Genomic DNA, 26702 nt, shown 5'->3' with positions numbered 1-26702 from the left:
TCCCCGTGCGCCTGCGCCGCACCCTGCCCACGTTCTGCCTGCTGCTCGCGGCTGGTCTCGGCGGCTGCCGGGGGCGCCCGCCGGGCCAGACCGACGAGACCCTGGCTCGCATGGTGGACAGCCTGGTCCCCGCGGTGGAGAAGGCCGCCGGGCTCCGGTTCAAGACGCCGCCGCACGCCACGGTCCGGAGCCGGGACCAGGTCCGCAGCTACGTCCTCGCCAAGCTCGACCAGGAATTCTCGGCCGAGAAGGCCCGCGGCATGCAGGCCGCCTACCGCCTGCTGGGCCTGCTGCCCGACACCCTGGACCTGCGCGCGCTGCTGCTCGACCTGTTCACCGAGCAGATCGTCGGCTACTACGAGCCGGATTCCACCGCCCTGTTCGTGGTGGCCAACGCCGACGGCACCGTGCTGCGCGCCGTGGTGGCGCATGAGCTGGTGCACGCGCTGCAGCACCAGTACCTGCGGCTCGACTCCATCATGGAGCAGGTCGACGACAACGACCGGCTGATGGCGGCGCAGGCGCTGCTCGAGGGCCAGGCCACCCTGGTGGGGCTGCAGGTGATGGTCCCCGACCAGAACCTCTTCGCCATGCCGGACATGTGGGAGGCGTCGCGGGAGCGGATCCGCGCCCAGCAGGGCGCCATGCCGGTGTTCAGCAAGGCGCCGCGCATCCTGCGCGAGGGGCTGATCTTCCCGTACCTCGCGGGGGCGGACTTCCTGCGCTGGTGGTACGGGTCCGAGCTGCGCGATACGCTCCCCTTCGGGAAGCGGATGCCGGTCTCGACCGAGCAGATCATCAACCCGCACCGCTACGGCCAGGGCGACCAGCCGCTGACCCTGCGCTTCCTGCCCGGGGACGCGCCGCCGCTGTACGAGGACACCATGGGCGAGTTCGACCTCCGCGTGCTCGGGGCCGAGCTCGCGGGCCTTGCCCCGACGGCCGAGATCCAGACCGCACTCGCGCCGGGCTGGGGCGGCGACCGGTTCCGGGTCTACGAGACGCCCGAGGGCGCGGCCCTGGTCTGGTACCAGGTCTGGGACGAGCCGGTGAACCGGGCCCGGTTCCTGGGGACCACCGGGCAGCGGCTGGAGTCCCGGCGCCGCCTGGGCTACCGGCTCGAAGTGATCCCGCTCGAGCTTGGTGGCCGGCCCGCCTCCCGGGTGATCCTGGCCCCGGACGGCTGGGCCGGTTGGAAGCAGCCGGCCACGGCGGAGATCGTCCCGGTTCAGTGAACCGGACCGGGTGATCGCTCGGCCAGCACCGCGGCCATCGCCCGGGCCGACCCGGACGCCACCTCGAGGACGGTGCTGACGAAGTCGAGCCCCAGGCGGAGCTCGTCGTCGGTCAGGCTGCGGGCGGTGCGCAGGGCCGCTCCCGGCCCCCGGGCCACCGCGTCGGCGAGGGCATCGGCCACCCGGAGGGCGACCTGGTCGCGGGGCGGGCCCTCGGAGGGGGCCGCGGTCAGTGGGCGCATCATGGCTCCATGGTTGGGGTTGCCCGACCATACCGGAATCCGGTCACCCGACCGTCAACCTTCCGACGCGGGACGGTACGCCCCGACGCCACTCCCCCCACCCCCCCGGCCTTGCCGAACGGGCCTAACCCCTCTATTTTCCGGGGCTTATGTTCGATGAGCTGTCCGCCAAACTCACCGCCGCGCTCTCCAAACTCACTGGGCGCGGCGTTCTTACCGAGGAGGCGGTCAAGGACGGCCTCCGCGAGATTCGTCGCGTCCTCCTCGAAGCCGATGTCAGCTTCGACCTGACGCGGGCCTTCCTGGAGCGGGTCGAACAGCAGGCGATCGGGACCCAGCTCCTCAAGGCCGTGCGCCCCGGGGACCAGCTGGTCAAGATCGTCTACGATGAGCTGGTCACGCTGCTTGGCGAGAAGCAGGCGCCGATCGCCTTTGCGTCGGTACCGCCCACGATCGTGCTGCTGGTGGGCCTGCAGGGTTCCGGCAAGACGACCACCGCCGGCAAGCTGGCCAAGCGGCTCAAGCTGGAGCAGAAGGCGCCGTACCTGGTGGCGGCCGATGTGTACCGGCCCGCCGCCGTGGACCAGCTGGTCACGCTGGCCCGGCAGGTCGAGGTGGGGTGCCACGCCGAGCCGGGCGTGACCGACGTGACCGGCATCGTGAAGCGCGGCATCGTCGAGGCCTCGAAGGCGCGGGCCCGCACCGTCCTGGTGGACACCGCGGGCCGGCTGCAGATCGACGCCGAGATGATGGACGAGCTCAAGGCGCTCAAGGCGGCCGTCAAGCCGCACGAGATCCTGCTCGTGGCGGACGGCATGACCGGTCAGGACGCGGTGCGCATCGCCAGCGGCTTCCACGAGGCGCTCGGTGTCACCGGCGTGATCCTGACCAAGATGGACGGCGACGCGCGGGGTGGCGCGGCCCTCTCCATTTACGGGGTCACCAGGGCGCCGATCAAGTACTTGGGTCTCGGGGAGAAGCTCGACCAGCTCGAGCCCTTCCGCCCGGACCGCCTGGCGGGACGGATCCTCCAGAAGGGGGACATCCTCACGCTGGTGGAGCGGGCCCAGGCCACGGTCGACGCGGCCGAGGCGGAGAAGCTGGCCCGGAAGGCGGTGTCGAAGAAGGGCCTGGACCTCCAGGACTTCCTGACCGCCATGAAGCAGATGCAGAAGATGGGGCCCCTCAAGAACGTGCTGGGCATGCTGCCGGGCGTGAGCCCGCAGATGCTGCAGGGGGCCAACCTGGACGAGAAGCGGATCAAGCATGTCGAGGCGATCGTGCTCTCGATGACCGCCCGGGAGCGGTCCGACCCCGACCTGATCAACGGCTCGCGGCGGCTCCGGATCGCGAAGGGGTCCGGGCGCACGGTGCAGGAAGTCAATCAGCTGCTGAACCAGTTCAAGGCGATGCAGAAGCTGATGAAGTCGGGCGGGAAGGGGCTCAAGATGCCCTTCGGCAAGGGCCCGGGCATGTTCGGGATGTGATGCAGGGTCGCGCGAATCGTCGCGCATCGGTGGTGCGCACCGCGGTGCGCGCGGACTAGTTCTCAGAGGACAGGTTCAGCATGGCAACCAAGATTCGTCTCCGCCGGGTCGGCCGGAAGGGCATCCCGCTGTACCGGATCGTCGTCGCGGACAAGGATGCGCCGCGGGACGGCCGCTTCGTCGCGGCGCTCGGCACCTACGATCCGCGGGCCGAGCAGGCCCAGGACAAGGTGAAGCTCGACACCGAGGCGGCGAAGGCCTGGATCGCGAAGGGCGCGACCCCGACCGACACCGTGCGCGCGCTGCTCGAGCGCGCGGGCGTGCTCGCCGCCGCGAAGGCGTGAGCCAGCCGGACCGCCCCCGCTACCTCGCGGTGGGTCGGCTCCGCAAGCCGCACGGCCTCAAGGGGGAGTTCGCGATCTTCCCCCTCACGGCCGAACCCGAGGTGGTCTTCGTGCCCGGGCGGCAGCTGGTGCGGCTGGGACTGGACGGCGCGGTGCTGGGCGAGCCGGTCGTGGTGGAGCGCAGCCGGGGCTATCACCGTGAGTGGCTGGTCAAGTTCCGCGGGGTGGACAACCTGGACCTGATGGGGCAGTGGCGCGGCCAGTTCCTGGGCGCCCCGGCCGAGGAACTCACCCCGCCCGCGGAGGGCGAGGTCTACCTCCACGAGCTGGAAGGCTTCGCGGTCCGGGACGAGGACGGCACGGCGTATGGGCTGGTCTCGGGGCTGCTGGAACTGCCCAGCGGGATCACCCTCGAGATCCAGGGGCCGAAGCGCGAGTTTCTGCTGCCGTTCATCAAGGAGTTCGTGCGCGAGGTGCGGCGCGAGGAGCGGCTGCTGGTGGTGGTGCTGCCGGAGGGCCTGCTCGACTGATGCGCATCAACGTCGTGACGCTCTTCCCGGAGGCCCTGGCCCCCTACCTCGGCGCCAGCATCCCGGGGCGCGCGGCGGCGGCGGGGCGGGTGGAGTACCGGCTGGTGCAGCTCCGGGACTTCACCCACGACCGGCACCGGACCGTGGACGACTACCCCTACGGGGGCGGCGCCGGGATGGTCCTCAAGCCGGAGCCGTTCTTCGAGGCGGTGGGCGCCCTCGAGCCGGCTGACCGGGCGGGACCGGTGGTGCTGCTGTCGGCGCGGGGGCGGCGCTTCGGTCACGCGGACGCGGTGCGGCTCTCGCTGGCCAGTCGGCTGACGTTGCTCTGCGGGCACTACAAGGACGTGGACCAGCGCGTGGCCGACGGCCTGGCCACCGAGGAGCTGTCCCTCGGGGACTTCATCCTCTCGGGCGGGGAGCCGGCGGCGCTGTGCATCATCGATGCGGTGGTCCGGCTGCTCCCCGGCGTGCTCGGGGACCACGAGTCCGCCGCGGGCGATTCGCACTACGACGGGCTGCTGAGCCCGCCGAGCTATACCCGGCCCGTGGCGTACGGGGGCCAGACGGTGCCGGACGTGCTGCTGTCCGGCAACCATGCGGACATCGCGGCGTGGCGCCAGGCGGAAGCCGAGCGCCTGACGCGGGAGCGGCGGCCGGACCTGTGGGCGGACTACGAGGCGCGCCACCACTAGGCGCGCGGGTTGATACCAGGAGGAAGCAATGGATCGGATGGCGGCGGTGGCCCGCGAAGGGCTCAGGACGGATATCCCGGCGTTCGGGCCGGGCGACACCATCAAGGTGATGGTCCGGGTGCGCGAAGGCGACAAGGAACGGCTGCAGGCCTTCGAGGGCCTGTGCATGGGCAAGCGGGGCGGCGGGATCAACGAGACCTTCCGGGTCCGCAAGGTCAGCGCCGGCGTCGGCGTGGAGCGGGTGTTCCCGCTGCACAGCCCGAGCATCGCGTCGATCGACGTGGTCCGCCGCGGTCGCGTGCGCCGCGCCAAGCTGTACTACCTCCGGAAGGTGAGCGGCAAGGCCGCGCGCATCCGCGAGAAGCGTGAGAACGTGACCCAGGGCTGAGATGCCCCCGCGCGCGCCGACGCTGCCGTCCCTCGCACGCGAGGAAGCGGCTTGGGCCGGGCGGGCGCTGCTGGTTGGCGTGGATGAAGTCGGCCGCGGTCCCCTGGCTGGTCCAGTGGTGGCCGCGGCCATCGCCTTTCCCCCATGGGCCACGCCGGTGCGCGGCGTCCGCGACAGCAAGACCCTCTCCGCCCGCCAGCGCGCCGCGCTCGCGCCCGACCTGCGGCGCTCCGCCCTGGTGCTGGCGCTGGCGGCGGCGAGTGTGCGGGAGATCGACCGGCTCAATATCCGCCGGGCCACCGCGCTGGCCATGCACCGTGCCGTGGCCCGGGCGGTGCGCGCGGCGAGCTTCCGCGGCGGGGCGCTTGAGGCCGGGGTCACCGGTTACCAGGTGCTGATCGACGGCCTGCCCCTGCCCGAGGCCGGCTTTGCGCACGAGGCGCTGGTCGACGGCGACGCCCTCTGCTATACAATCGCCGCCGCCGGCATCCTGGCCAAGGAAGTCCGCGATGGCCTGATGCGCCGGCTGGCCCTCCGCCACCCAGGCTTCGGGTGGGAGACCAACGCCGGCTACGGCACCGCGCAGCACTGCGCGGCGATCGCCCGCCACGGACCCACCGTCCACCACCGGCGCAGCTTCGCGCCGGTGTCCCAGTTCACGTTCGACGTCTGAGCCCCATGCGTCCCACCACCTGCCTCCTGGCCCTGTGCCTCACCGCCCCGCTCACCGCGCAGACCAACGCCGAGCGGATGGCCACCGACCGCTACTCGCGCAGCCACGATTACGACCTGCTCCATCAGCGGATCGAGCTGCGGGACTTCGACTGGGACCGGCCCGGCTTCCAGGGCCGGGTCACGGTCACGCTGCGGGCCCTGCGGCCGGCCTTCGACTCCGTGGTGCTCGACGCCGGGGCGTTGCTGGCGATCACCGAGGTCACCGGGCCGGCACCACGGGGCGTGCCCTATCGCTTCGACCACGTGCGCGACACCCTCGTGGTGCACCTGCCGCGGGCGGTGGCGACGGGCGACACGGTCCGGTTCGTCATCCGCTACCGCGGCGTGATCGCCAACGGCCGGGGGCTCACCTTCATCGAAGCCGACAGCCTGCCCCCCGCGCGCCCGCGGCAGGTGTGGAGCCAGGGCGAGGACGACAACAACCACGACTGGTTCCCGACCTACGACTTTCCCAACGATCGCGCCACCTGGGAGATGATCGCCACGGTGCCCCGGGGTTACACCGCGGTCTCCAACGGCCGCCTGGTGGCCGAGCGCGCCAACACGGATGGCACCCGCACCTGGCACTGGCGCCAGGAGCAGCCGGCGGTCACCTACCTCGCCTCGCTGATCGTGGCGCCGCTGGTCCGGATCCGCGACCGCTGGCGCACCGTGCCGGTGGACTACTACGTCTACGCGGCGGACAGCGCCCGCGCCCGGCGGCTCTTCGGCGTCACCCCGGACATGATCGAGGTCTTCTCCCGGCTCACCGGCGTGCCCTACCCGTGGAGCAAGTACGCCCAGACCACCGTGGCCGACTTCTTCGGCGGCATGGAGAACGTCAGCGCCTCCACCATGGTGGACTGGATCCCCGAGGCCCGCGCCTACGTGGACCGGCCCTGGTACCAGCACATCCTGATCCCCCACGAGCTGGCACACCAGTGGTTCGGCGACTACGTCACCACCGCCAACTGGGCCCACATGTGGCTGAACGAGGGCTTCGCCGAGTTCCTGCCGGGACAGTACTGGCGCACCCGGCGGGGCGAGGCCGCCGGTGGCGACTACTACCTGGATGAGTACCGGCAGTACCTCGGCATCGACCAGCGCCGCCGCATGCCGCTTGCCGCGCTCGGGTCGAACAACATCTACCCCAAGGGCGCGCTGGTGCTGGAGATGCTCCGCAAGCGCCTCGGTGACGACCGATTCTGGTCGGGGGTGAGGCACTATCTCCGCCGCCATGCCCTCGGCGTGGCGACGACCGACGACCTCCGCCAGGCCTTCCTCGAGGCCACCGGCGAAAACCTCGAGGGGTTCTTCTCCCAGTGGGTGTACCGCGCCGGCCATCCCGACTTCCAGGTGAGCGCGGCGTGGGACGGGAGCATCGGCCTGCTGACGCTCACGGTGCGCCAGCGCCAGCGTGATACCCTGCCCGCCGACAGCACCGGCCTCCGCTACGAGGTGCCCGAGGTCTTCCAGGCCCCGGTGACCATCCGCGTGGGGACGGCCACGGGCGACGTGCGCGCCTCCGCCCAGCTCGACCAGCGCGAGCAGCTCATCCATGTCGGCGGGGTGTGGAGCGCCCCCACCATGGTGGTGTTCGACGAGGGGAACACGATCCTCAAGACCCTCGAGTTCGCCCAGCCCACGGCGTGGCTCGCCGCCCAGCTGGCCGCCGATCCCGATCTGTGGAACCGCGCCTGGGTGATCGAGCAGCTCGGCGCCCGCGCCGCGGATGCGGAGGCCCGCGCCGCCCTGGCCCGCGCCGCCACGGGCGCGGACTACTTCCTGACCCGCGCCCTGGCGGCCACGGCGCTCGCGGAGTTCCCCGGCCCGGAGGCGGAGGACGCCCTGGTCGCGGCGCTCGCCGACACCGCGGCGTCGGTACGCCAGGCGGCGCTGTACGCGCTGGGCACGCGGGGCGCCACCGGGGCGGTGGCCGCCGTGCGAGGGCACTGGGAGCACGATGTCTCGGACGAGGCCCGCGCGGCCGCGCTGACCGCGCTGGCGCAGCTCGATCCGGCGGGCGCCCGGGTGCTGCTGCCGGCCGCGCTGGAGGTGCCCTCCTACCAGGATGGCATCAGCAACGCCGCGGCGTTTGCCGCGGTGTCGCTCGGCGACACGGCGCTGGTGCCGTTGATCGCCCGGGCCGCCGAGCGGACCAGCGGCGGGGTTTATGCCTTGGCGTCCTTCGGGAGGAACGGGAGCGTGGCGGCGCTGGACCGCCTGGGGGAGCTGGCGCTCTCGCGGCGGGCGGGGCTGCGGCGCCGGGCGCTGGAGGCGTTCCGCTTTGCGGTGGCCCCGGCGCAGGCGCGAACCCGGCTCACCGCCTTGCTGGCGGCCGCGCCGGAGGAGGCCATCCGGCGGGACCTGGTCGAGGCCCTCGCGCGCCTACGGTAGCAGCCAGCCGGCGATTTCCTTCACCGCCTCGGCCGACTGCACGTCGTCCGAGAGGTGCGGCACCGTGACCACCGGCACATGATCCGCCAGGCGCACCAGGGCGCCGGCGTTGTACCGGGTGCTGTCATCCGGCGCGCCCGGCTGGTTGAGCACCACGCCCAGCACCGGGACCCGCTCCGCCGCGAGGACCCGCAGCGCCATCAGGGTGTGGTTGATGGTGCCGAGCCGGTCCGCCGCCACCAGCAGCACCCGCGCCCCCAGGCTGTGGGCGAGGTCCAGGTGGTTGTCGCTCCAGGTCAGCGGCGAGAGCAGCCCCCCCGATCCCTCCACCAGCAGCAGCGATTCCGGCGTGAGCAGGCTGCGGAGCCGCGCCACCAGGTCCTCGTAGTCCAGCTCCACGCCGGCCTGGTCCGCGGCGATGGCGGGCGCCACCAGTCCCGGCAGCCGGATCAGCGCGCGGAGCGGCCCGTCCTGCCCCGTGGCCGTGGCCAGCCGCACCCCATCCTCCTCGGGGGAGGGCGCCTCGGCCAGGCCGGTCTCGATGGGCTTGGCGGCGATCACCTTCTGCCCGAGGTCGGCCAGCGCGCGCGCCACCGCGCAGGTCACCCACGTCTTCCCGACGCCCGTGTCGGTCCCCACGATCAGCGTGATCGGCGGGTGCTTCGGCACCGGCGGATCCGCTTCGCGCACGATCGCGGAGGGGCGGGTCGTGCGTCCGGTGCTGCGCTTCTTCGGGGCCGGCGGGGTCATGCGCAAACCTCCAGGATACCATGCTCGATGGCGTCGATGAGTCGGCGGATCTCGTCCCCGGTGATGCTCAGCGGGGGCATCAGCACGAGGGTGTCGCCGAGCGGGCGCAGGAAGACGCCTCGCTCGCGAGCGGCACGGCACACGCGCATGCCGCGCCGCTCCGCCGCCGGGAACGGGGCCCGGGTGTCCCGGTCCTGCACCAGTTCGATCCCCGCCGCCAGGCCAAACTGCCGGATGTCCCCCACGGCGGCGAGCGGCGCCAGGCGCTCGAGTTCCCGGGCCAGGCGCGCGATCCGCTCCGGCAGCGCCTCCAGCACCCGCTCCCGCTCGAAGATGTCGAGCGTCGCGAGCGCCGCGGCGGCGGCGAGGGCGTTGCCGGTGTACGTGTGTCCGTGGAAGAAGGTGCGGCCCTCCGCCGGCGGCCCGAGGAAGGCCTCGAACACCCGCTCGGTGGCCAGCGTGGCCGCCATGGGGAGATAACCACCGGTGAGCCCCTTCGCCAGACAGAGGAGGTCCGGGGCCACGCCCGCGGCCTCGCAGGCGAACATCCGACCCGACCGCCCGAACCCGGTGGCCACCTCGTCCAGGACCAGCAGGGCGCCGACCTCGTCGGCCACCGCGCGGGCGCGCTGCAGGAATCCCTCCGGCTGCACCAGCATCCCCGCCGCGCCGAGCAACCCGCTCTCGAGCACGATCGCCGCGACGTTCGGGCCCTCCGCGCGGACCAGCGCCTCCAGCGCGGCGACGCAGTCGAGCTGGCAGGTGGCGCGCTCCCTGCCCAGCGGGCAGCGGTAGCAGTAGGGCGCCGGCGCCTTCCGGGTCTCGAACAGGAGCGACCGGTACCGCTCATGGAACAGGTCGATGCCGCCGAGCGAGACGGAGCCCACCGTGTCGCCGTGATAGGCCTGGCCCAGGGTCACGAAGCGGGTGCGCCGCCGCTCGCGGCCGCCGGCGTGCTGCTGCCAGAACTGGAGCGCCAGCTTGAGCGCGACCTCGACCGCGGTGGAGCCGTCGTCGGAGAAGAAGACCCGCGTGAGGCCGGCGGGGGCGAGCGCCGCGAGCCGTCGCGCCAGCACGATGGCCGGCACCGCGGCATGGCCCAGCAGGGTGCTGTGGGCGATCCGGTCGAGTTGCGCCCGCACCGCCGCATCGATGACGGGGTGCCGGTGGCCGAAGAGGTTGCACCAGAGCGAGCCGACGCCGTCGAGGTACCGGCGGCCCTCGGTGTCGACCAGGTAGTGCCCGTCACCGGCCACCACCTGCAACGGCTCCTCGGCGCGGTAGACGCTGTGCGGGGTGAAGGGGTGCCAGAGGTGAGCATCGTCCCAGGCCCGCAGCTCCTCCGGCGTGGGGTCCGGGCCAACGGGGTGACCCCGGCCGGTCACTCCGCGGCCACCAGCTCGGCCACCCGGAAACCCAGGTCGACGATCATCCGCCGGTCGGCCTCGGCCCCCTGACCGGGGGTGGTGAGGTACCCGTTGCTGAACAGGGAGTTGGCGGGGAAGAGCGCCAGGGGCTGCAGGTGCCGCAGGTTCACCTCCCGCCCGCCGGCCACGCGGATGTCGCGCGACGGGTTCACGAAGCGGAACATGGCCAGGGCCCGCAGGCAATCCTGGGGGCGGAGCCGCGGCTGGTCGCCGAGGGGCGTGCCGGGGCGCGGGTCGAGGAAGTTGACCGGGATCGACTCCACCTCGAGCTCGCGCAGCTCCAGCGCCAGCTGCACCCGATCCTCGAGCGACTCGCCCATGCCCAGGATCCCGCCACAGCACGCCTCCAGCCCCGCGGCCTTCGCGGCCCGCACCGTGGCGATCCGCTCGTCATAGCCGTGGGTGTGGCAGATCTCGCCGAAGTGCGCGCGCGAGCTCTCGAGGTTGTGGTTGAACCGGGTCACCCCCGCCGCGGCGAGGCGCTCCGCCTGGCCGTCTTTGAGCAGCCCGAGCGAGGTACAGACATTGAGGTGGAACTCCGCCTTGATGCGCCGCACCGCCTCACAGATCCCGTCGAGGTCGCGCTCCGACGGCCCGCGGGTGCTGGTGACCATGCAGTACTTCACCGCCCCGAGCGCAGCCGCGGCGCGCGCGCCCTCGACGAGCGCCTCGACCGACTCGAGCGGGTAGCGCTCGACGGCGCTGTGGTGCCGCGTGGACTGGCTGCAGAAGGCGCAATCCTCCGGGCACAGCCCGCTCTTGGCGTTCCGCAGCACGTGGATCCGGACGTCCAGCCCGTGATGGGCCCGTCGCACCCGGAACGCGGCATGGAGCACCGCCAGCAGTTCGCTGTCGTCGGAGGTGAGCACGGCGAGCGCCTCGGCGGGAGCCACGGCCTCGCCCCGCAGGCTCCGGTCGGCCAGCTGATTCCAGTCGGTCATGGTGGGAACGGCAAAAGGGTGAAGCACCGGGCGCCCGCCCGGTGCGGGCAGCAGGCCGGGTCAGGATCCCGGCGGGTGGAGCAGCAGCAGCTGGCGGAGGGCCTGCAGGCGCGCCGCGAAGTCCAGGGTGCGCAGGTCGAAGACCTCGTCATTGCCTCCCATGAGCGCGGCCATCGTCTCCGCCTGCCGGTCGGCGCCCTCGGCGTGCACCAGGGTCTTCCGGATCAGGCGCAGTTCGCCGATCTGCGCCACCCGCACCGCGCCCAGGGTGTCGGCCTGCCGGAAGAAGAGGGTGTCGCCGCCCAGGCGCACCAGCCGGACGTCCCAGAGGTACTCGCCGGCCTCGGTGGTGATCTGCCAGCGGTCACCGCCGGCCTGGGCCGCGGCTGGCGCCCCCACCGCGAGGCAGAGCAGCAGCGTTGGTAGCGCGGTCCGCATGGGGCCCTCCCGGCGCGGGCGGCCTTGAGTTTCCCCGCCGGCCGCCCGAAGTTTGGGCCCGGCAGGGGGCGTAGCTCAGTTGGTAGAGCAAGGGACTTTTAATCCCTAGGTCGTGGGTTCGAGTCCCACCGCCCTCACTGATCCATCCCTCGGGCGATCCAATATTGCCCTCCATGCGGCGCCCGGCAATCAGTGACGCCCGCGGCCCTTCCCAACCACGTCCGCCTCCGCGACATTCCCCCCGGCACGCGCAGGAACCGAAGGCTTCCCGAATCATCCGAGGGCAGGGCCGTGACGCTGATCTACCTCGATGGCCAGTGGCTGGACAAGGCATCCGCCAAGATCTCCGTGTTCGACCACGGACTGCTCTACGGCGACGGCGTCTTCGAGGGCATGCGGGTGTACGGCGGCAAGACCTTCAAGCTGGCCGAGCATGTCCATCGGCTCTACGACTCGGCCAAGGCCATCCTGCTCGAGGTGCCGATGTCCCGGGAGGAGATGATCCGGGTCACCGAGGAGGGCGTGCAGCGGGCGGGCCTCACCGAGGGCTACCTGCGTCACGTCATCACCCGCGGCGTCGGCGACCTGGGCCTGGACCCGCGCAAGTGTCCCCGCGCCTCGATCATCATCATCTTCGACACCATCGCCATCTGGCCTGCCGAGCGGTACGAGCAGGGACTGACCCTGGTCACGGCCGGCACCCCGATCAACCAGCGCGAGGCGCTCTCGCCCCGGGTCAAGTCGCTCAACTACCTGAATCACATCATGGCCAAGGTCGAGGCGACCAACGCCGGCGCCGACGACGCCATCATGCTCGACAGCGCCGGGCACATCGCCGAGGCCACCGGCATGAACCTCTTCGTCTGGAAGAACGGGCTGCTCCTGACCCCGCCGGCCTACGCCGGCCAGCTGCGTGGCGTCACCCGCGACACCATCGTGGAACTGGCCCGGCAGGCCGGATACCCGGTGCAGGAGACCATGCTCAACCGCTACGACCTCTACACCGCCGACGAGGCGTTCCTCACCGGCACCGCGGCCGAAGTAGCGCCGATCCGCATGGTCGACGGCCGCCTCATCGGCGCCGGCAAGGCGGGGCCCGTCACCCGGGACATCCGGGCCCGCTTCCAGCAGCTGGTCCGCCGCTGACGCGCCGGGCGCCGGGGCCCCGTCCCGGCGCCCCACTCCCGGCCCCCTGCCCGCCGTCGGCTCCCCCGGAGCCCGCTATCCTCGCATCCACGACTCCACTGCCCCCCCCATGCCGTCCGTGGGGGGCAGTTCGCCAGTGGCCATGATCCCGGTTGCGTCAGGCCCGCGTGACGCCTGTCACCGTCCGGAGTGCCCGCCGGGCCGCGCCGGGGGCGCGCGATGAGAAGGACCAGCACCGTGCCGCGTTCCGGGAGGGAGGGGGCCGGCAGCCGGGGAGCCGCCGACCCTGGCGTGAACCCGACGGCACGCCTCTTGACATGTCAGGTACCGGGGGAGACATTCGCGCCCCCGAACGGCCTTCCCCCTGAGCGACTCATGGCCTGGAAAGAAGTGACGATTGGCGAGACCCGGTGGTCGGTCGCTCCCGTGGCGGAGCGGACGGCCAGCACCCGTGCCTGGCGGCTCCTGCTCAGCTGCCGGTGTGCCGGGGAGCCGCGCCGCGCCGTCTGGGCCGACACCGAGCTCGAGTCGAGCTCGCGCTCGGACCTCTATGCCCAGGCCGACCGCCTCTCCGACGACCGGGTCGCCGCCGTGCTGGCCCGGCACATCGCCAGCCGACCGGGCTGACCCCGACCACTATTCCCGCGGGTCCGGGCGCCGCGTCGCCCAGCGATAGACGATTCCCGACAGCTCCGCCATCAGCCGTTCCGCCTCCCGCCGGTCCGTAAATCCCCGCGTCAGGACCACCAGCACGTAGGGCCCGCGCGCCGCGGGGTAGACGATGGCGGCATCATGGGTGATGCCGGTGATCTCGCCCGTCTTGTGCGCCACCCGGACGCCCGGCGGCAGCCCGGCGGGAATCCCGGCGTTGAACTCCTGGGCCAGCAACAGCTCCAGCAGCACCGCGGTGGTTGCCGGGCCGGCGGCGCGCCCCCGCGCGACGGCATCGAGCAGCCGGGCCAGGTCGCGGGCCGTCGTGGTGTTGTTGCGCCCGAGCGCGTAGGCCTTGCCGTCCTCCACGCCGCGCAGGACCGCGATCGAGTCGGCGCCCAATGCGTGGGCCGTGCCGTTCACGCGGGCGGGGGCAAGCCGCTCGATCAGCAGGTTGGCGGCCAGGTTGCTGCTTCGCGCGATCATCAACCGCGCCAGCTCGGCGATCGCCACGCCGCTCCCCTCCCTGGCATAGAGCGTGGCGTCGGAGTCCTCGGCGGGATCCAGGCGGAACTCCGAGCCGTCCACCATCGAGTGAAAGAGGTTCCGGACCGGCAGCGTGTCGGTCCAGCGGAACTCCCCGGACTCGATCCGGCGGCCCAGTTCAATCAGCACGGGGACCTTCATGGTGCTGGCAGCGTGGAAGCGGGTGAGGCCCTCGATGAGGAGGGTGTCGCGGGTCACCGGATCGTAGTAGGCCACCGCCACTAGCGCCGTATCACGGGCGATCCGTGACCGGAGTTCGGTCTCCAGGGCGGCGATCTGCTGCCCGGCGAGCGGGGGCGCGCCGAACAGGAGCGGCCCGAGCAGGACGGAGAGGAGGCACGGCTTTCGCATACCCGTAAGGTATTCCCGAATGGTCGCACCTGCCGAGGCCCTATCGCCCTATGCCTGCCGAACCCCGTCTTCCGGATCGCCTCAAGTTCGCCGAGTTCGCCCTCGACCGCCTGGCCACCGGGCGCTGCCGCGCGCGGGTGGTGCTGAGCTGGCTCGACAACACCGAGTTCGAGGGGGTCTCCGAGGGGCTGACCAGCCAGGCGGGGGAGCTGCGCTGCGCCGCCGAGGCCTGTGTCACCGCGCTCACCAAGGCGGTGCAGGGAGAACTCAAGTTCGAGCTCCTGGGGGTGAAGGCCGTCCGGGCCTTCGACGCCAACGTGGTCATCGTCTCGCTGGCCCTGCCTAACCAGAACGATGCCCAGCGGCTGGTCGGCTGCTTCCTTACGCCCGACGCCGACCCCTCCCGTGGCGCCGCCCTGGCCGTCCTCAACGCCACCAACCGCATCCTGGGCAACCGGTTCTTCATGCGCTGACGCGACCGGGACCCCACCCGCCGCATCTTGAGAAAAGCCCGGACCATTTCATTTCGCGTGGACGAGCCGCGTCCCATTCCGTAACGCCGAAGATCGGCCGAAATGGGGTTCTCTTTTTCCCGTCTCGCAGGTTTCTTGCAAGCTGTTCTGGCCGGGTCCAGGGGCCGGCCGGCATGGCCCCCACTCGCCACCAAGCCGAGGCATCGCCCGCTGGACGGGCGGCGCCATCCGCAATGCGAAAGGCAACCATCCCATGACGGCATGGCGCTCCTGGGTGCTGGCAGGACTGCTGGTGGCGTGCGGCGGTGGGCAGCGGCCGGGGCCGACCCCGGCGCCCACCCCGACAGACGCCCCCCAACCCGCCGTCGCTCCCGCGACGGAAGCCGTGACGGCCGCGGTGCCGGTGGCCGACAGCACCGCCGTGCCGGCCCAGCTGGCTGATTCCCTCGCCGCGGACAGCCTGGAGCCCGCGGTCGTGGATCCCGATTCCGCCGCAGACGCCGCCATTCTGGAGCAGCTGGCCACGTCCCACCCGGAGCCGCTGGACAGCGGTGCCGACGACGGGGCGGCCTCCACCACGCCGGGCGGCGCCAACGCCGCGGGCGGCGAAGTCACCTACGACATCGACGTCGAGACGTACGGCACCCATGCCCGGGTGCAGTACTACCTCGATTTCTTCCAGGGTCCCGCGCGGGAGCGGATGAACGTCTGGCTGCAGCGCATGCCGCGCTACGAGCCGATGATCCGCGCCAAGCTGCGCGAGAACAGCGTCCCCGAGGACATGGTGTACCTGGCGCTGATCGAGAGCGGCTACTCGAACACCGCGGTCAGCCGGGCCCGCGCCACGGGGATGTGGCAGTTCATGAAGGGGACCGCCAAGCTCTACGGGCTCCGGATCGATTCCTGGGTGGACGAGCGGCGGGATCCGGTGCGCGCCACCGACGCCGCCGCGCGCCACCTCGCGGACCTGCGGGACCGTTTCGGCTCGATGTACCTGGCGGCCGCGGCCTACAACGCGGGCGCCGGCAAGGTGGGGCGGGGCCTCCGCCGGCTGGGTGACGACGAGGACGACGAGGAAGACAACCCCGACGCCGCCTTCTTCCGGCTCTACGACACGCGGTTCCTGCGGCGCGAGACCAAGGACTACGTCCCCAAGCTCATCGCGGCGGCGCTGATCGCCAAGCAGCCGGAGAAGTACGGCTTCGTCCGGCCCCCCGAGGTGGAGCCGCTGGCCTACGACTCGATCGTGGTGCCTGATGCGACCGGGCTCGATGTCCTGGCCCGCCTGGCGGACACCTCGGTGGCCGCGCTGCGCGAGCTCAACCCGCATTTCCTCCGCCTGGTCACCCCGCCGCGCCGGGAGGCCGTGGTCCGCCTCCCCGCCGGGACAGGCGACAGCGTGGGGGCGCGCTACGCCGCCCTCGCCACCAAGGACCGGGTCAGCTTCGTGGAGCACAGCGTGGCGCGCGGGCAGACCGCGGCCACCATCGCGCGGCTCTACCGAGTCACCACGCGCCTCATCCAGGACGCGAACCCCGGCGTGCGCCTGACGCGGCTGCGGACCGGCACCCGGCTGGTCATCCCGACCAGCTACGTGCCCACCGTGGCCGAGCCGGCCACGGCGGTTGGCACCGGGTCGGCCGCGTCGTCGTCGACCACGATCCGCTACCGGGTGCGCAGCGGGGAGACGCTCTCGGAGCTCGCGGGGCGGTACCACACCACGGTCACCCGGCTCCGCTCCCTCAACGCGATGGGCTCGCGGGAGATGCTCCGGGCCGGGCAGGTGATCCGGGTGCCCGCGCCCGCCGCCCCCGTCGCCACCTCCCGTTCGACCACCGCGTCGGCGGCCAGCGGCCAGACCCATGTGGTGCGCCGCGGCGAGACCCTGTCCACGATCGCGCGGCGCTACGGCGTGACGCTCTCGGCGCTGCGCACGGCCAACGGCATGGCCGAACAGGACGTGCTCAAGGCCGGCGCCCGGCTCCGTATCCCCTGAGCGCCGGCGGACCGGGTACGCGAACGGGCGGGCTCCCCGAGGGAGCCCGCCCGTTCCGTTTCCGGTCCCGCGCCGCGGCTCAGTTCGTGGTGGTCGAGTCGTGCCGGGTACCCTTGAGCACCGCCTCGGCATAACCGTTCGAGGGGTCGCCGCCCTGCAGCAGGATCTCCTCGACCTTGCCCGGCCCGCGGTTGTAGGCCACCAGCGCGAGCTCGAGGTCGCCGCCGTACCGCCGGGTGAGGTCGCGGAGGAAGCGGAATCCGAGGCGCAGGTTCACGTCCCGCTCGTACAGCTGGTCCTCGCCCAGCCCCGGCTCGTAGAACCGCGCGGTGGCCGCCTGGATCTGGGTGTACCCGATGGCGCCCTTGTTGGAGAGGGCGGTCGGCTTGAAGTTGCTCTCGATCTTGATGAGCCGGAACGCCACGTCGGTCTCGACCCCCTCGCTCAGGGAGATGTCGTAGATGGCCGCGGCGAGGTCCGCCGGGATCTGGTAGCGCCCCGAGTAGCGGATCACCGCGTCGGCGCGGTCCACCTGGGCGCGCGCCACCGCCAGTTCCTCGCGGGTGGATTCCAGCCGCTGGTTGATGGCGCGTACCTCATCGGCCACCATCCCAAGGCTCGGTGACGGCGGATCGGCGGCGCGGGCCGCCGAGCTCGACCCCGCGAGCGCGCTGATCAGGAGGGTCGCGGCCAGCAGGGCCACTCCCCTCGCGAGCAGGCGCCGGGTCCAGCGGGCACGGCCATGCGGATCGATGACGTCGTTGTGCATGCTATCCTCCAGTTAGCCGGTTCGAGGCCGGGCCGCGCGCCTACCGCGGATCCCTGCGCCAGTCGCCCCGGGTTCCTCCGGTCTTTTCCAGCAGCCGGATTCCATCAATCACCATGGCCTTGTCGGCCGCCTTCACCATGTCGTACACGGTGAGGCACGCGACCGACACCGCCGTCAACGCTTCCATCTCGACGCCGGTCTTGCCGGTCGTCACCGCGGTGGCCACGACCCGGACCCCGGGCAGGGCCTCCTCGGCGGTGCATTCGAGCCGCACCACCTCCAGCGGCAGCGGGTGGCAGAGCGGCACCAGGTCGCTGGTCCGCTTGGCGGCCATGGTGCCGGCCACCTCCGCGATCCGCAGCACATCGCCCTTGGCCACCTGGTTATCCCGCACCAGCGCAAACGCCGCGGCGCTCATCCGGACCACACCCTCCGCCACTGCCGTCCGGCGGGAGTCTGCCTTCCCGCCCACATCGACCATGCGGGCCCGGCCGGCCTCATCCACGTGACTCAGGCTCACGCCAGCACCTCCGCCAGGTCCTCGGTCAGCGTCACCAGCAGCAGCTGGGGATTCACGTTGCCCTGCGCCGCGTCCCGCGCCTCGGCCACCCGGGCCTGCGCCTCCACCAGGGCATCGAGGCCCGGCCGCCGACGGGGCCCTTCGTGCGCCGATCCGCCGCCGTCCGCCCCGCGGGCCAGCCGGGAGAGCTGTTCCGCCAGGGCGTCGAGCATGGCGGTGAAGTCACCCCGCGCGGCGAAGGGTCCCTGCTTGAGTGCCCGCTCGGCCCGCGCGCCCGGCCCGGCCACCACCAGCTGCAGCAGTTCCTCGGCGGCCCGTCCGGCCTTCTGGCCGGCCTCGCCCGCGGCCAGCGCCCGGCCGATCGATCCCCGGCCACGCTGCACCCGCTCCCGCAGCTCGGTACCGGCCAGGCCCGCGTGCGTCCCCAGGAAGCGCTCGACTTCCGCGTCCGCCAGCCGTCCCAGCCGGAGCGGCACCAGCCGGGACCGGATCGTCGGCAGCAGGCGGTTCGCGTCCTCCGTCGTGAGGAGGAAGTGGCTGTCGGCCGGCGGCTCCTCCAGCAGCTTGAGGAGCGCGTTCGCTGCCTCCGGACTCGACTCCTGCGGCACCAGCCGCTCCGCGAAAGCGAGCAGGAACACCTTCCGCCGGCCCTGGGCCGGGGTCAGCGCGGCCCGGCGCTGCAACAGGCGGGCGGTGGCCACGAAATGGCCCGCCAGGCCATCGGGCGCCTCATACACGGGGTTCCGGCGCCGCTCCTCCATTACCTGGCCCAGGGTCTCGGCCAGCTCTTCCACCTGCTTGTCCGGCTCCGAGGCCTTGGGACGCGGGACCGGGACCATCCAATGGAGGTCCGGGTGCACAAGCCCGAGGACCTGCCGGCAGGACTGGCAGGTTCCACAGGGCCGGGTCTCGGCCTCGCAGAGGATTGCCTGACCCAGCCACAACCCGAAGCGCTGCTTGCCTACCCCCGCGGGACCGGTGATCAGGAGCCCCTGAGGGAGGCGCCCTTCCTTGAGGGCGCGGATCACACGGTCCTGTTCGGTCACATGACCGAGGAGGGGGTGGAGCGTCATGGAAGCAAGGATAAGGTGGGGGCCGATCGGCGGTAGTGCCACTTCTTGTAAAAGCATTTTCCACAACCACTTAGGTGTCAAACTGGCATCGAAAAAACGCGTAGTATTGACCGAAAGCCGCGATTACACAAATGCGAGCGCTCGCTCGCGCAAAATATGGTGATAGTGTGCACTCACAATCGTGGTAAGAGATTCCACCAGTTCGACTTAAGCAAGTTGTGCTGGTGCGACGGAACCAGCGCATCACCTTGCGCCGATACTGCCGCGGCAGGCCTGAATGCGCCCAGCTGGCGGACCTTGCCCATTACGTGTCGTTAGAATGTACGCATGCTGTCGCGTTGTTGGCGTTTATTGGACATCCCTCACACCCGCTTGATCTCTGCCCACGCCGATGGTATTCTCTCGCGCCTTCCCGAGTAGCTCAGTTGGTAGAGCAGCTGACTGTTAATCAGCGGGTCGCAGGTTCGAGTCCTGCCTCGGGAGCTGTCGCAAGTTGCTCCACCTGGCCCCGCCTAGGGTCCCATGACAAACGGGTCAGCCACTTGGCTGACCCGTCCGCGTTCCGGCCCACCCCACCGTCCCGCGCTAGCGATCCACCGCCCGCTGCCCACCGAACCGCTGGACGATCTGGTCGTCGTACTCGTCGGCGGTATTGGATACCGCCATCAGCGTCCACATGAACTCGTCGACGTCCATGCCCTCGCCCAGGATGGCGTGGGTGAACAGGATGTCCCCGGTGCCCGGCTCCTGCGCGAAGGCGCCGAACCGCATGTTGAAGTTCTCCTCCAGGAGGTACTGCTTGAGCTCCGGCGTGTTCTCCGCCCCCGTCACCACCCAGCTGTAGGCGCGCACCACCGTGGCCTTCTCGTTGATCGGCGTGACCACGACGGTGGAAAAGGCCGAGCCGGCACGGATGGCGAAGCTCGGCGCCTCGTCGTTGGCCCGGGCCTGCTTCCCGAACTGTTCCTGCAGGACCTGCGCGACGCGGGCGTAGACCTTTCCCTGGGCTTCGGTCTTGAACTGCGGGGGCATGGCGCTCTCCTCGGTGGGGGTGGTGGGATCAGGGCAGGCGTTCGATGACCAGGTTGGCCTGCTGCCGACGGATGACATAACGGCTCGGCACCGGCGCGGCGCCCTGGTAGAGCGCGCGCACCAGCGCCGGACTGACTTCCTGCTCGATCAGCTGCTCCAGCCCGGTGGTGTCACGGGAACTCGACCACTCGGCGGCGAGCCAGTGCACGATCGACGGGTCCCATTCCAGCGTGATCCCGTGCTCCCGGTGCCGCGCCGCGACCTGCGGCAGCAGCCGGCCAGTGATCCACTCGTTGCCCAGCGCCACGGCCTCGGCGGCCTCGCTGAAGCTGAAGTCAACGATGCCCGCGAGCTCGCGCCCGATGCTCTCGGCGAGGTCCGGCGCATGGCGCTCCACCGTCGGTTCGGCCGGAACACCGAACCCGATGGTGTCCATCTCCCGGCCGGCCTCGCTGGCCACGGTGATCACCACCACCGCGTCACTCAGGTAGATCCGGCGGCCGCGGAAGTCGGTAATCATTCCCTGGGTCAGCGCGGGGGCGAACGCGGCGAGGACGGCCGGGTGGCAGCGGTCGAGCCGGTCGCAGAGGACCACGGACCAGGGCATCTCGGCGAGGGCATAGAGCGCATGCCGGTCCTCGTACCCCACGTACCCGGCCGGGGAGCCGAGGAGGGCGGTGATGCTGGCGTCGTCCTGGAAACGGGCGAAGTCGATCCGCACCACACGACGGGGGTCGCCGTAGAGCCCTTCCGCGATGGTCTCGCAGAGGGGCATAGCGCGCTCCGCCATCGGGCCGCTCAGGGCGATGATGGCGTTGGGCCGCGCGGCGTGCAGGTCCAGGCCGCGGCTGGTAACCTCGAGCCGGCCCACCAGCCGGTCGGCGGCGAGGTGATCGAGCAGCTGGCGTTCCTCCAGCTGCGCACGCAGCGCGTCGAGCCGGGCGCGCTCCAGCGTGGGGATGCCGAGCATGCGTTTGACGACGGTCTCGGCATCGGCCCGGGTGACCGCGCCGAGCCCGCGGCTCACCCCGTGGGCCACGCTCTGGTCGAGCAGGTCCACCGCCTTGTCGGGGAAGTGGCGGTTGGGCATGAACTGCCGGGCGATGTCCACCAGCCACGCCAGCACGTCGTCGGCGACGGTGATGGAGCGGCCGCGCACCAGGTCATCCCGGACCACCTTGAGCACCTCGAGGGTGCGCTCCGGGCTGAGCTCCTGGATGCGGATGGGCTGGAAGCGCCGCTCGAGCGCCCGGTCGTGCTCGATGAACTGGCGGTACTCCTCGTCGGTGGTGGCGGCGATGCAGGCGATCTCGCCCCGGGCGAGCGCCGGCTTCAGCATGCTGGAGATGTCGCCGGTACCCTCCCGCCCGCCCGCGCCCATGATCGCATGCACCTCGTCGATGAACAGGACGATCCCGTCCTGCGCCGACTCCGCCAGGATGGCGCCGACGCGCTTGTCGAGCTCGCCGACGATGCCCGCGCCGGCCACCAGGGCGGAAGGCTGCAGCCCCACCAGGCGGACCCCCCGGAGCGGGGCCGGCACCTCGCCGCGGATGATCCGCTGGGCGATGCCCTCCACGATGGCCGTCTTGCCGGTGCCGGCCGCGCCCACCAGCAGCGGGTTCCGCTTGGTGCGGCGGCAGAGGGTCTCGATGATGGTCTCGATCTCGGTGTCGCGGCCCACGCAGGGGGGCAGCTTGCCATCCCGGGCGGCCTGGGTGAGATCGCGGCCGAACTTGTCGAGGGTGGGGGTCGGAGCCAGGGTGCGGATGCCGCTCAGGGGCGCCACCGGCTCGGCCACGGGCGGGATGGTCTTGCCGGTACCCGTGGCGTCGACCGGGCGGGGCGGTGGGGCGGCGGCGGGGTAGACAACGGGGTGTCCGGCGGCGCGGAGCACGGCCGCGACGAGGTCCCGCTCGCCAACCTGTACCTTGCCAAGGCCCCGCGCGATCTCGCGCGCCTGGGTGCTCAGCGCCTCGGCCGCGAGGGCGGCGCCGGGCTGCCCCTGCTGCACCGCGGCGCGGACGGCCGACTTGGTGGTGGCGAGATCCAGGTTCGGCGAGAGGCTGCCCACCATCGGGGCGAATCGCTCGAGGAAGAGGGCCAGCCAGTCGTTGACCCCGGCATTGGGCCGGGCCCCGAGTTCCTGGAGTACGCGCTGGGCACCGGGCGTGAGGGGGAGGCCAGCGGTGTCGGGGGCGGTCATGCCGGGTCTCCGGGGGGCGGGGGCCAGGTCGGGATTCGGGGTCGGCGGAACATGCGGGCGGATCCGGGGCCCCGCAACTCCGCCCACGGAACAGGGTCAGCGCCGCGCCCGCGCCAGGATTGCCACGGCTGCGTGCTCTCTGAGGAGCCTAGACGCGAGCCGGGCCGGCATTTTCTCAGTGGCGTAGCGGAGCGCCTCGCGGGAGAGCTGCGGGAGGTGGCCCCGGATGAAGGTCAGGGTGGCTGGGGCATCAGCGAGGTAGAGCTCCCGCAGCAGCCATCCGAGGCCCAGCTGGGTGAAGCGGAAGTCGGTGCCGACGATCCGCGCACATACGGCCAGGATCGTGGTGGTGTGCTCGCCGTGCCGCGCCTCGTTGACGAACGCCACCGCCGCCACGCGCTGGCGCCAGGGATTGCGGCTGCGGCTCCAGGAGCGCAGCAGGACGGCGGTGCCCGGGTCGGCCTGGAGGGCGGGCCGAAGGACCCGGCTCGCGATGGCGTCGCAGAGGGCCCAGTCGGAGACCGTCGCGTCGAACAGCGGGGCAAAGTTCTGCAGCCAGCCTCCCGGAAGGTCACGCCGCAGGCGCCAGAGGAACTCCACCCCGGCCTGGCGTTCTTCCATGGTTCCCGCGTGAAGCAGGGCCAGCGCCTCGGTGCGGGCCCGGTCGGGGCCGAGCCCCCGCAGGGCGGGCCACAGCTCCCGGGTCACCTCCCGCATGCCCGGGGTCGTCACGCCGAGGAACCGCACCTGGTGCTTGAAGTACCGCTCGGCCCCGGCGCGCACCGTGGGGCTGGCGCGCGCCACCAGCCTGGCGCGCAGCGTCCGGGCAAAGGCGCTGCGCTTCACGCCGTGCGGCGCCGGGCCCAGGCCCAGTTGAGCGTGGCCAGGAGCGCGGTGGCGGCCAGCACCAGCAGTTCCTGGCGCGCCATCCGGGTGGCGAGGAGCGCCGTGCAGCCGATGCCCGCCACCGCCCACCACTCGCCGCCGGGGAGCCGGAGGCCGGCCGCCGGCATCGCCTCGCCGCGGGCCTCCTTCCGCCGGCAGGCGATCAGGGCCGCGCAGGTCAGCCCGTAGGTGAACAGCCGCGAGACCGCCGAAAGCGTGAGGTTCTGCAGAAAGCTGCCCGAGACGGCGAGCAGCCAGACCAGGGTGGCGTAGGCGAGCACGGAGATCCACGGGGTCTGGAACCGCGGGTGCACCCGGCCGAGCAGCGGTGGGAGGTCGCCGGCGACGGCCATCGCGTAGCTGAGGCGCGGGACGTTGACCATGGCCCCGGCGAGGTACCCGTAGACGGACACCAGTGCCGCGAGCGCCATGAGGACGGCGCCCCAGGGACCCAGCAGCACGCCGCCCGCGGCCGCCAGCGGCCGGAGTGCCGTGCCGGCATCGGGCAGGACCGTGACGACCACCAATTGCACGCTGCCGTAGAGCAGGGCGCAGGTGGCCAGGGTCAGGGCGAGGGCAAAGGGGGCGTCGCGGCGGGGGTCGCGGGCCTCGCCGAGGGGGATGAGCGCGGCCTCGAAGCCGCCGTAGGCGAAGACGAGCAGCAGGATGGCGTCCAGCCAGGTCCGGCCGGGCGCGGGCACCGGCGGGGCCAGCGGCGGCGCCGCGAGCACGGCGGGGAGGCCGACGGCCAGGAAGAGCGCGAGCGGGAGCAGCTTGGCGATCATGGCCACGGCGCTCACCCGGGCCCCGGGCGCCACACCGCGACAGTTCACCAGGGCCAGGGGGCCCAGGATGGCGAACAGCACCGCTGCGCCGGCGCCCGCGCCCGCGGCGGCGGGCCAGAACTCGCCGAGGTAGATGACGAACAGGTTGGCGTTGGTGGCGGCGGCGGTGAGCCGGACCAGGTACATCATCCAGCCCATCTGGATCCCCGCGAAGCGCCCGAAGGCCACCCGCGCGTACAGATAAGGTCCGCCCGCCTCCCCGAAGCGCGAGGCGAGCTCGGCGAAGCAGGCCACGATGACGGCGATGCCGAGCGCCGCGATGACCCAGGCCCACGGGCTGGCGGTGCCAAGACGGTCCGCCATGACGGAGGGGAGGCCGAAGACGCTGCTGCCGATCACCCCGTTGAGCACCAGGGCCGCCAGGCTCCAGCGCCCGAGGGCGCGCACCAGTCCGTCAGCCATGGTCACCCCTCCGGCGTTCCTCGAGTTCCACCAGCGTGCGCGGCCAGTCCTCCCGCAGCAGCCGGCTCAGGCCGCGGTCGGCGAGCAGGCGGCCCTCGGTCTGGCAGGTGGGGCAGTAGTTGGTCTCGTGCTCGGCGTAGCGGATCCGCTGGATGGGGCTGCCGCACGCGGGGCAGGGCAGGCCGTAGCGTCCGTGCGCCGCCATCCCTTCCCGGAAGGCGGTGACCTTGCCGGGAAAGCGGTCCCCGGCCTCGCGGAGGAGGCGCTCGGTCCAGCCCGCCAGCACCTCCCGGCAGGCCTGGTGGAGCCGGGCGCACTCGTCGTCGTGGAGCTGGCGGGTCAGGCGCAGCGGGGAGAGCCGGGCCCGGTGCAGGATCTCGTCGGAGTAGGCGTTGCCGATCCCGTCGAAGATGGTCGGGTCGGTGAGGCTGCGCTTGAGGGTGTGGTTCTCCGCCCGGAGCCGGGCCGCGAAGGCGTCCGGGGTGGCGCGCTCCACGTCGAGCCCGCCACGATCGAAGGCGGCGAGGGCCGCCGCGCCCGCCGCGAGGTGCAGGGAGGCGCGCCGGGTGGAGCCGGCCTCGGTCAGGGCGAGCGTTCCCGCCGGAAGATCGAAGCAGGCCAGGCCGATGCGCCCCGGGGGCTTGGCGCCGGGCGCGAGCCAGCGGAGGCGGCCGGCGATCATGAGGTGCAGCACCAGGTGGAGGTCGTGGTCGAGGGAGATCACGATGCGCTTCCCGAGGCGGCCCACGGCCGTGACGGTGCGGCCGTGGGCGGCGGTGAGGGGGGGCTCGACGCTCCGCAGCAGGAAGGGACTCGCCAGGCGGATGCGCTCCAGCGGGTGACCCACCAGCCGGGGCTCGAGGGCGGCGAGATAGAGGCGGATGTCGGGCAGTTCGGGCATGAGGGTCAGGACAAGGTAGGGCGCCCCGCGCTCTGGCGCGACCACACACCGGACTGCATCTTTATGCCCCCTGCGCGAGAGGCCCCGGAGCCGCGATGTCGTCGCTGAAGCCGATCGTCCCCGAAACGAGCAACCTGCACGTCACCCGGTTCGAGCCGCTGGTGGCGCCGCGCGCGCTGCTGGCGGAGCTGCCGATCACCCGGGGGGTGGCCACCACGGTGCTCGAAGGGCGGCGGGCGGTGGGCCGGATCCTGGCGGGGCAGGACCGTCGGCTCCTGGTGGTCGTGGGGCCCTGCTCCATCCACGACCCGGTGGCGGCCCTGGAGTACGCCGGGCGGCTGGCAGCGCTCCGCCGCGAGGTGGCCGGCACGCTCGAGCTGGTGATGCGGGTGTATTTCGAGAAGCCGCGCACCACCGTGGGGTGGAAGGGACTGATCAACGATCCGCACCTCGACGGCACGCGCGACATGATGCTGGGGCTCCGGACGGCCCGCCGGCTGCTGCTCGACATCAACGCGCTCGGGCTCCCCGCCGCCACCGAGCTGCTCGGCCCGGTGGTGCCGCAGTACATCGCCGACCTGGTCTGCTGGACGGCCATCGGCGCCCGGACCGCCGAATCCCAGACCCACCGCGAGATGGCGAGCGGCCTCTCCATGCCCGTCGGCTTCAAGAACACCACGGACGGCAACCTGCAGGTGGCGCTCGACGCGATGCAGGCGGCCGGGACCCCCCACACCTTCCTGGGCATGGACGACGACGGCCGCGGCGCGATCGTCCACACCACCGGCAATCCGGAGCGCCACCTGGTGCTGCGCGGCGGCGGCGGCCGGACCAACTACGACCCCACCTCGGTGGCGGAGGCGTCGGCGCTGTGCGCGGCGCGCGGGCTGCCCGCGCGGGTGATGGTGGACTGCAGCCACGGCAACTCGAGCAAGGACCACGACCGCCAGCCGGTGGTGTTCGAGAACGTGGTGGCCCAGCTGGCCGGTGGCAGCCCGCACCTCATGGGCGCGATGCTCGAGAGTCACCTGCACGCGGGCAGCCAGCGGCTCGGCGCCGGCCCCGGGGGGCTGGCCTACGGGGTGTCCATCACCGATGCGTGCATCGGGTGGGAGCGCACCGAGAGCCTGCTGCGGGCCGCCGACGCCCGCCTGCGCGCGGCCACCCCGAGCCCGAGGCGGGCCACCGGGAGCTGAGGGCGGACGGGGCGCAGGACACACGGCGGGGCGGATCACTGGATCTGCCCCGCCGTGCTTCACTTGGGGTCACCGAGCGGCCTGGCAGGCCCAGCGCCAGGCTGCTCTCCTGGGGCAGGGTG

27 protein-coding genes and 2 tRNA genes are annotated in these 26702 nt (G+C 72.2%); 15 read left to right on the top strand and 14 right to left on the bottom strand.

Annotation, left to right across the window (positions count from 1 at the left end; genetic code table 11):
- Positions 1 to 5 precede the first annotated feature (5 nt).
- Positions 6 to 1235 carry a hypothetical protein gene (locus IPJ95_01985; protein MBK7922383.1) on the top strand — a complete coding sequence of 410 codons (1230 nt, stop codon included), beginning with the start codon at positions 6 to 8 and terminating at the stop codon, positions 1233 to 1235.
- Here IPJ95_01985 and IPJ95_01980 read toward each other — a convergent pair.
- Positions 1229 to 1477 carry a hypothetical protein gene (locus tag IPJ95_01980; protein ID MBK7922382.1) on the bottom strand — a complete coding sequence of 83 codons (249 nt, stop codon included), beginning with the start codon at positions 1475 to 1477 and terminating at the stop codon, positions 1229 to 1231. The genes IPJ95_01985 and IPJ95_01980 overlap by 7 nt on opposite strands.
- Before the next feature lie 149 nt (positions 1478 to 1626).
- Between IPJ95_01980 and ffh the strand changes: the two genes are divergently transcribed.
- From ffh to IPJ95_01945, 7 genes are all read left to right on the top strand, one after another.
- A complete protein-coding gene (gene ffh, locus IPJ95_01975) occupies positions 1627 to 2964 on the top strand; it encodes a signal recognition particle protein (GenBank protein ID MBK7922381.1) in 1338 nt (445 codons plus the stop codon).
- Positions 2965 to 3044: 80 nt separating this feature from the next.
- Complete coding sequence (rpsP, locus tag IPJ95_01970) at positions 3045 to 3308, top strand: 30S ribosomal protein S16 (GenBank protein ID MBK7922380.1); 264 nt, start codon at positions 3045 to 3047, stop codon at positions 3306 to 3308.
- Positions 3305 to 3838, top strand: a complete 534-nt coding sequence (rimM, locus tag IPJ95_01965; protein ID MBK7922379.1) for a 16S rRNA processing protein RimM — start codon at positions 3305 to 3307, stop codon at positions 3836 to 3838. The genes rpsP and rimM overlap by 4 nt, the downstream gene beginning before the upstream one ends.
- Positions 3838 to 4533, top strand: coding sequence for a tRNA (guanosine(37)-N1)-methyltransferase TrmD (trmD, locus tag IPJ95_01960; GenBank protein ID MBK7922378.1), 696 nt, complete (start codon positions 3838 to 3840; stop codon positions 4531 to 4533). Before rimM ends, trmD begins: the two co-directional genes overlap by 1 nt.
- A gap of 28 nt (positions 4534 to 4561) precedes the next feature.
- Positions 4562 to 4921, top strand: a complete 360-nt coding sequence (rplS, locus tag IPJ95_01955) for a 50S ribosomal protein L19 (protein ID MBK7922377.1) — start codon at positions 4562 to 4564, stop codon at positions 4919 to 4921.
- A gap of 1 nt (position 4922) precedes the next feature.
- Positions 4923 to 5594: a ribonuclease HII gene (locus IPJ95_01950; GenBank protein ID MBK7922376.1), complete on the top strand. Its 672-nt coding sequence runs from the start codon at positions 4923 to 4925 to the stop codon at positions 5592 to 5594.
- Positions 5595 to 5599: 5 nt separating this feature from the next.
- Positions 5600 to 8032: a HEAT repeat domain-containing protein gene (locus IPJ95_01945; GenBank protein MBK7922375.1), complete on the top strand. Its 2433-nt coding sequence runs from the start codon at positions 5600 to 5602 to the stop codon at positions 8030 to 8032.
- Here the strand turns inward: IPJ95_01945 and bioD are convergent.
- The 4 genes from bioD to IPJ95_01925 are packed head-to-tail and all read right to left on the bottom strand — an operon-like array spanning position 8024 to position 11588.
- Complete coding sequence (bioD, locus tag IPJ95_01940) at positions 8024 to 8782, bottom strand: dethiobiotin synthase (protein MBK7922374.1); 759 nt, start codon at positions 8780 to 8782, stop codon at positions 8024 to 8026. The two genes, IPJ95_01945 and bioD, sit on opposite strands and share 9 nt — an antisense overlap.
- Complete coding sequence (gene bioA, locus IPJ95_01935; GenBank protein MBK7922373.1) at positions 8779 to 10167, bottom strand: adenosylmethionine--8-amino-7-oxononanoate transaminase; 1389 nt, start codon at positions 10165 to 10167, stop codon at positions 8779 to 8781. The genes bioD and bioA overlap by 4 nt, the downstream gene beginning before the upstream one ends.
- A complete protein-coding gene (gene bioB / locus IPJ95_01930) occupies positions 10164 to 11150 on the bottom strand; it encodes a biotin synthase BioB (protein MBK7922372.1) in 987 nt (328 codons plus the stop codon). The genes bioA and bioB overlap by 4 nt, the downstream gene beginning before the upstream one ends.
- Before the next feature lie 60 nt (positions 11151 to 11210).
- A complete protein-coding gene (locus IPJ95_01925) occupies positions 11211 to 11588 on the bottom strand; it encodes a hypothetical protein (protein ID MBK7922371.1) in 378 nt (125 codons plus the stop codon).
- 64 nt (positions 11589 to 11652) lie between these two features.
- Between IPJ95_01925 and IPJ95_01920 the strand changes: the two genes are divergently transcribed.
- The 3 genes from IPJ95_01920 (at position 11653) to IPJ95_01910 (ending at position 13361) form a co-directional block, all read left to right on the top strand.
- Positions 11653 to 11725: transfer RNA gene (locus IPJ95_01920), tRNA-Lys, on the top strand.
- A 154-nt stretch (positions 11726 to 11879) separates the two neighbouring features.
- On the top strand, positions 11880 to 12734 hold the full coding sequence (gene ilvE / locus IPJ95_01915; GenBank protein ID MBK7922370.1) for a branched-chain-amino-acid transaminase: 855 nt from the start codon (positions 11880 to 11882) through the stop codon (positions 12732 to 12734).
- 375 nt (positions 12735 to 13109) lie between these two features.
- Positions 13110 to 13361 carry a hypothetical protein gene (locus IPJ95_01910; protein MBK7922369.1) on the top strand — a complete coding sequence of 84 codons (252 nt, stop codon included), beginning with the start codon at positions 13110 to 13112 and terminating at the stop codon, positions 13359 to 13361.
- A 9-nt stretch (positions 13362 to 13370) separates the two neighbouring features.
- Here the strand turns inward: IPJ95_01910 and IPJ95_01905 are convergent, their stop codons facing one another.
- Positions 13371 to 14282: a serine hydrolase gene (locus IPJ95_01905; GenBank protein ID MBK7922368.1), complete on the bottom strand. Its 912-nt coding sequence runs from the start codon at positions 14280 to 14282 to the stop codon at positions 13371 to 13373.
- Between the two features lie 50 nt (positions 14283 to 14332).
- Here IPJ95_01905 and IPJ95_01900 point away from each other — a divergent pair, with 50 nt between their 5' ends.
- Together IPJ95_01900 and IPJ95_01895 are read left to right on the top strand one after the other, a co-directional pair.
- Positions 14333 to 14755, top strand: coding sequence for a hypothetical protein (locus IPJ95_01900; protein MBK7922367.1), 423 nt, complete (start codon positions 14333 to 14335; stop codon positions 14753 to 14755).
- Between the two features lie 385 nt (positions 14756 to 15140).
- Complete coding sequence (locus IPJ95_01895) at positions 15141 to 16751, top strand: LysM peptidoglycan-binding domain-containing protein (protein ID MBK7922366.1); 1611 nt, start codon at positions 15141 to 15143, stop codon at positions 16749 to 16751.
- A 79-nt stretch (positions 16752 to 16830) separates the two neighbouring features.
- On the opposite strand, the gene IPJ95_01890 is transcribed toward IPJ95_01895, so the two are convergent.
- The 3 genes from IPJ95_01890 to IPJ95_01880 are packed head-to-tail and all read right to left on the bottom strand — an operon-like array spanning position 16831 to position 19113.
- A complete protein-coding gene (locus IPJ95_01890) occupies positions 16831 to 17520 on the bottom strand; it encodes a transglycosylase SLT domain-containing protein (GenBank protein MBK7922365.1) in 690 nt (229 codons plus the stop codon).
- Positions 17521 to 17560: 40 nt separating this feature from the next.
- Entirely contained in the window at positions 17561 to 18001 is a 441-nt protein-coding gene (gene moaC / locus IPJ95_01885) for a cyclic pyranopterin monophosphate synthase MoaC (GenBank protein MBK7922364.1), read from the bottom strand.
- Between the two features lie 35 nt (positions 18002 to 18036).
- Positions 18037 to 19113 (bottom strand): DNA polymerase III subunit, encoded by a 1077-nt coding sequence (locus IPJ95_01880; GenBank protein MBK7922363.1) that lies wholly within the window; start codon positions 19111 to 19113, stop codon positions 18037 to 18039.
- A 410-nt stretch (positions 19114 to 19523) separates the two neighbouring features.
- On the opposite strand from IPJ95_01880, the gene IPJ95_01875 reads away from it, so the two are divergent.
- Positions 19524 to 19596, top strand: a tRNA-Asn gene (locus IPJ95_01875).
- Between the two features lie 102 nt (positions 19597 to 19698).
- Here the strand turns inward: IPJ95_01875 and IPJ95_01870 are convergent.
- The 5 genes from IPJ95_01870 to IPJ95_01850 form a co-directional block, all read right to left on the bottom strand.
- Positions 19699 to 20145 carry a YbjN domain-containing protein gene (locus tag IPJ95_01870; GenBank protein ID MBK7922362.1) on the bottom strand — a complete coding sequence of 149 codons (447 nt, stop codon included), beginning with the start codon at positions 20143 to 20145 and terminating at the stop codon, positions 19699 to 19701.
- A 28-nt stretch (positions 20146 to 20173) separates the two neighbouring features.
- Positions 20174 to 22351 carry an ATP-dependent Clp protease ATP-binding subunit gene (locus tag IPJ95_01865; GenBank protein ID MBK7922361.1) on the bottom strand — a complete coding sequence of 726 codons (2178 nt, stop codon included), beginning with the start codon at positions 22349 to 22351 and terminating at the stop codon, positions 20174 to 20176.
- Positions 22352 to 22447: 96 nt separating this feature from the next.
- Positions 22448 to 23197 (bottom strand): DNA alkylation repair protein, encoded by a 750-nt coding sequence (locus IPJ95_01860; GenBank protein MBK7922360.1) that lies wholly within the window; start codon positions 23195 to 23197, stop codon positions 22448 to 22450.
- Entirely contained in the window at positions 23194 to 24483 is a 1290-nt protein-coding gene (locus IPJ95_01855) for an APC family permease (protein ID MBK7922359.1), read from the bottom strand. The genes IPJ95_01860 and IPJ95_01855 overlap by 4 nt, the downstream gene beginning before the upstream one ends.
- Positions 24476 to 25384, bottom strand: a complete 909-nt coding sequence (locus tag IPJ95_01850; GenBank protein MBK7922358.1) for a formamidopyrimidine-DNA glycosylase — start codon at positions 25382 to 25384, stop codon at positions 24476 to 24478. The genes IPJ95_01855 and IPJ95_01850 overlap by 8 nt, the downstream gene beginning before the upstream one ends.
- Positions 25385 to 25479: 95 nt before the next feature.
- On the opposite strand from IPJ95_01850, the gene IPJ95_01845 reads away from it, so the two are divergent.
- Positions 25480 to 26580: a 3-deoxy-7-phosphoheptulonate synthase gene (locus tag IPJ95_01845; GenBank protein ID MBK7922357.1), complete on the top strand. Its 1101-nt coding sequence runs from the start codon at positions 25480 to 25482 to the stop codon at positions 26578 to 26580.
- The last annotated feature ends 122 nt before the right edge of the window (positions 26581 to 26702 follow it).

The sequence above is a fragment of the Gemmatimonadota bacterium genome (assembly GCA_016713785.1).
In the GTDB taxonomy this organism is placed as follows: Bacteria; Gemmatimonadota; Gemmatimonadetes; order Gemmatimonadales; family GWC2-71-9; genus JADJOM01.
Note: the sequence above shows the minus strand (reverse complement) of the source record. Positions and strands in the feature narration are given on the sequence as shown.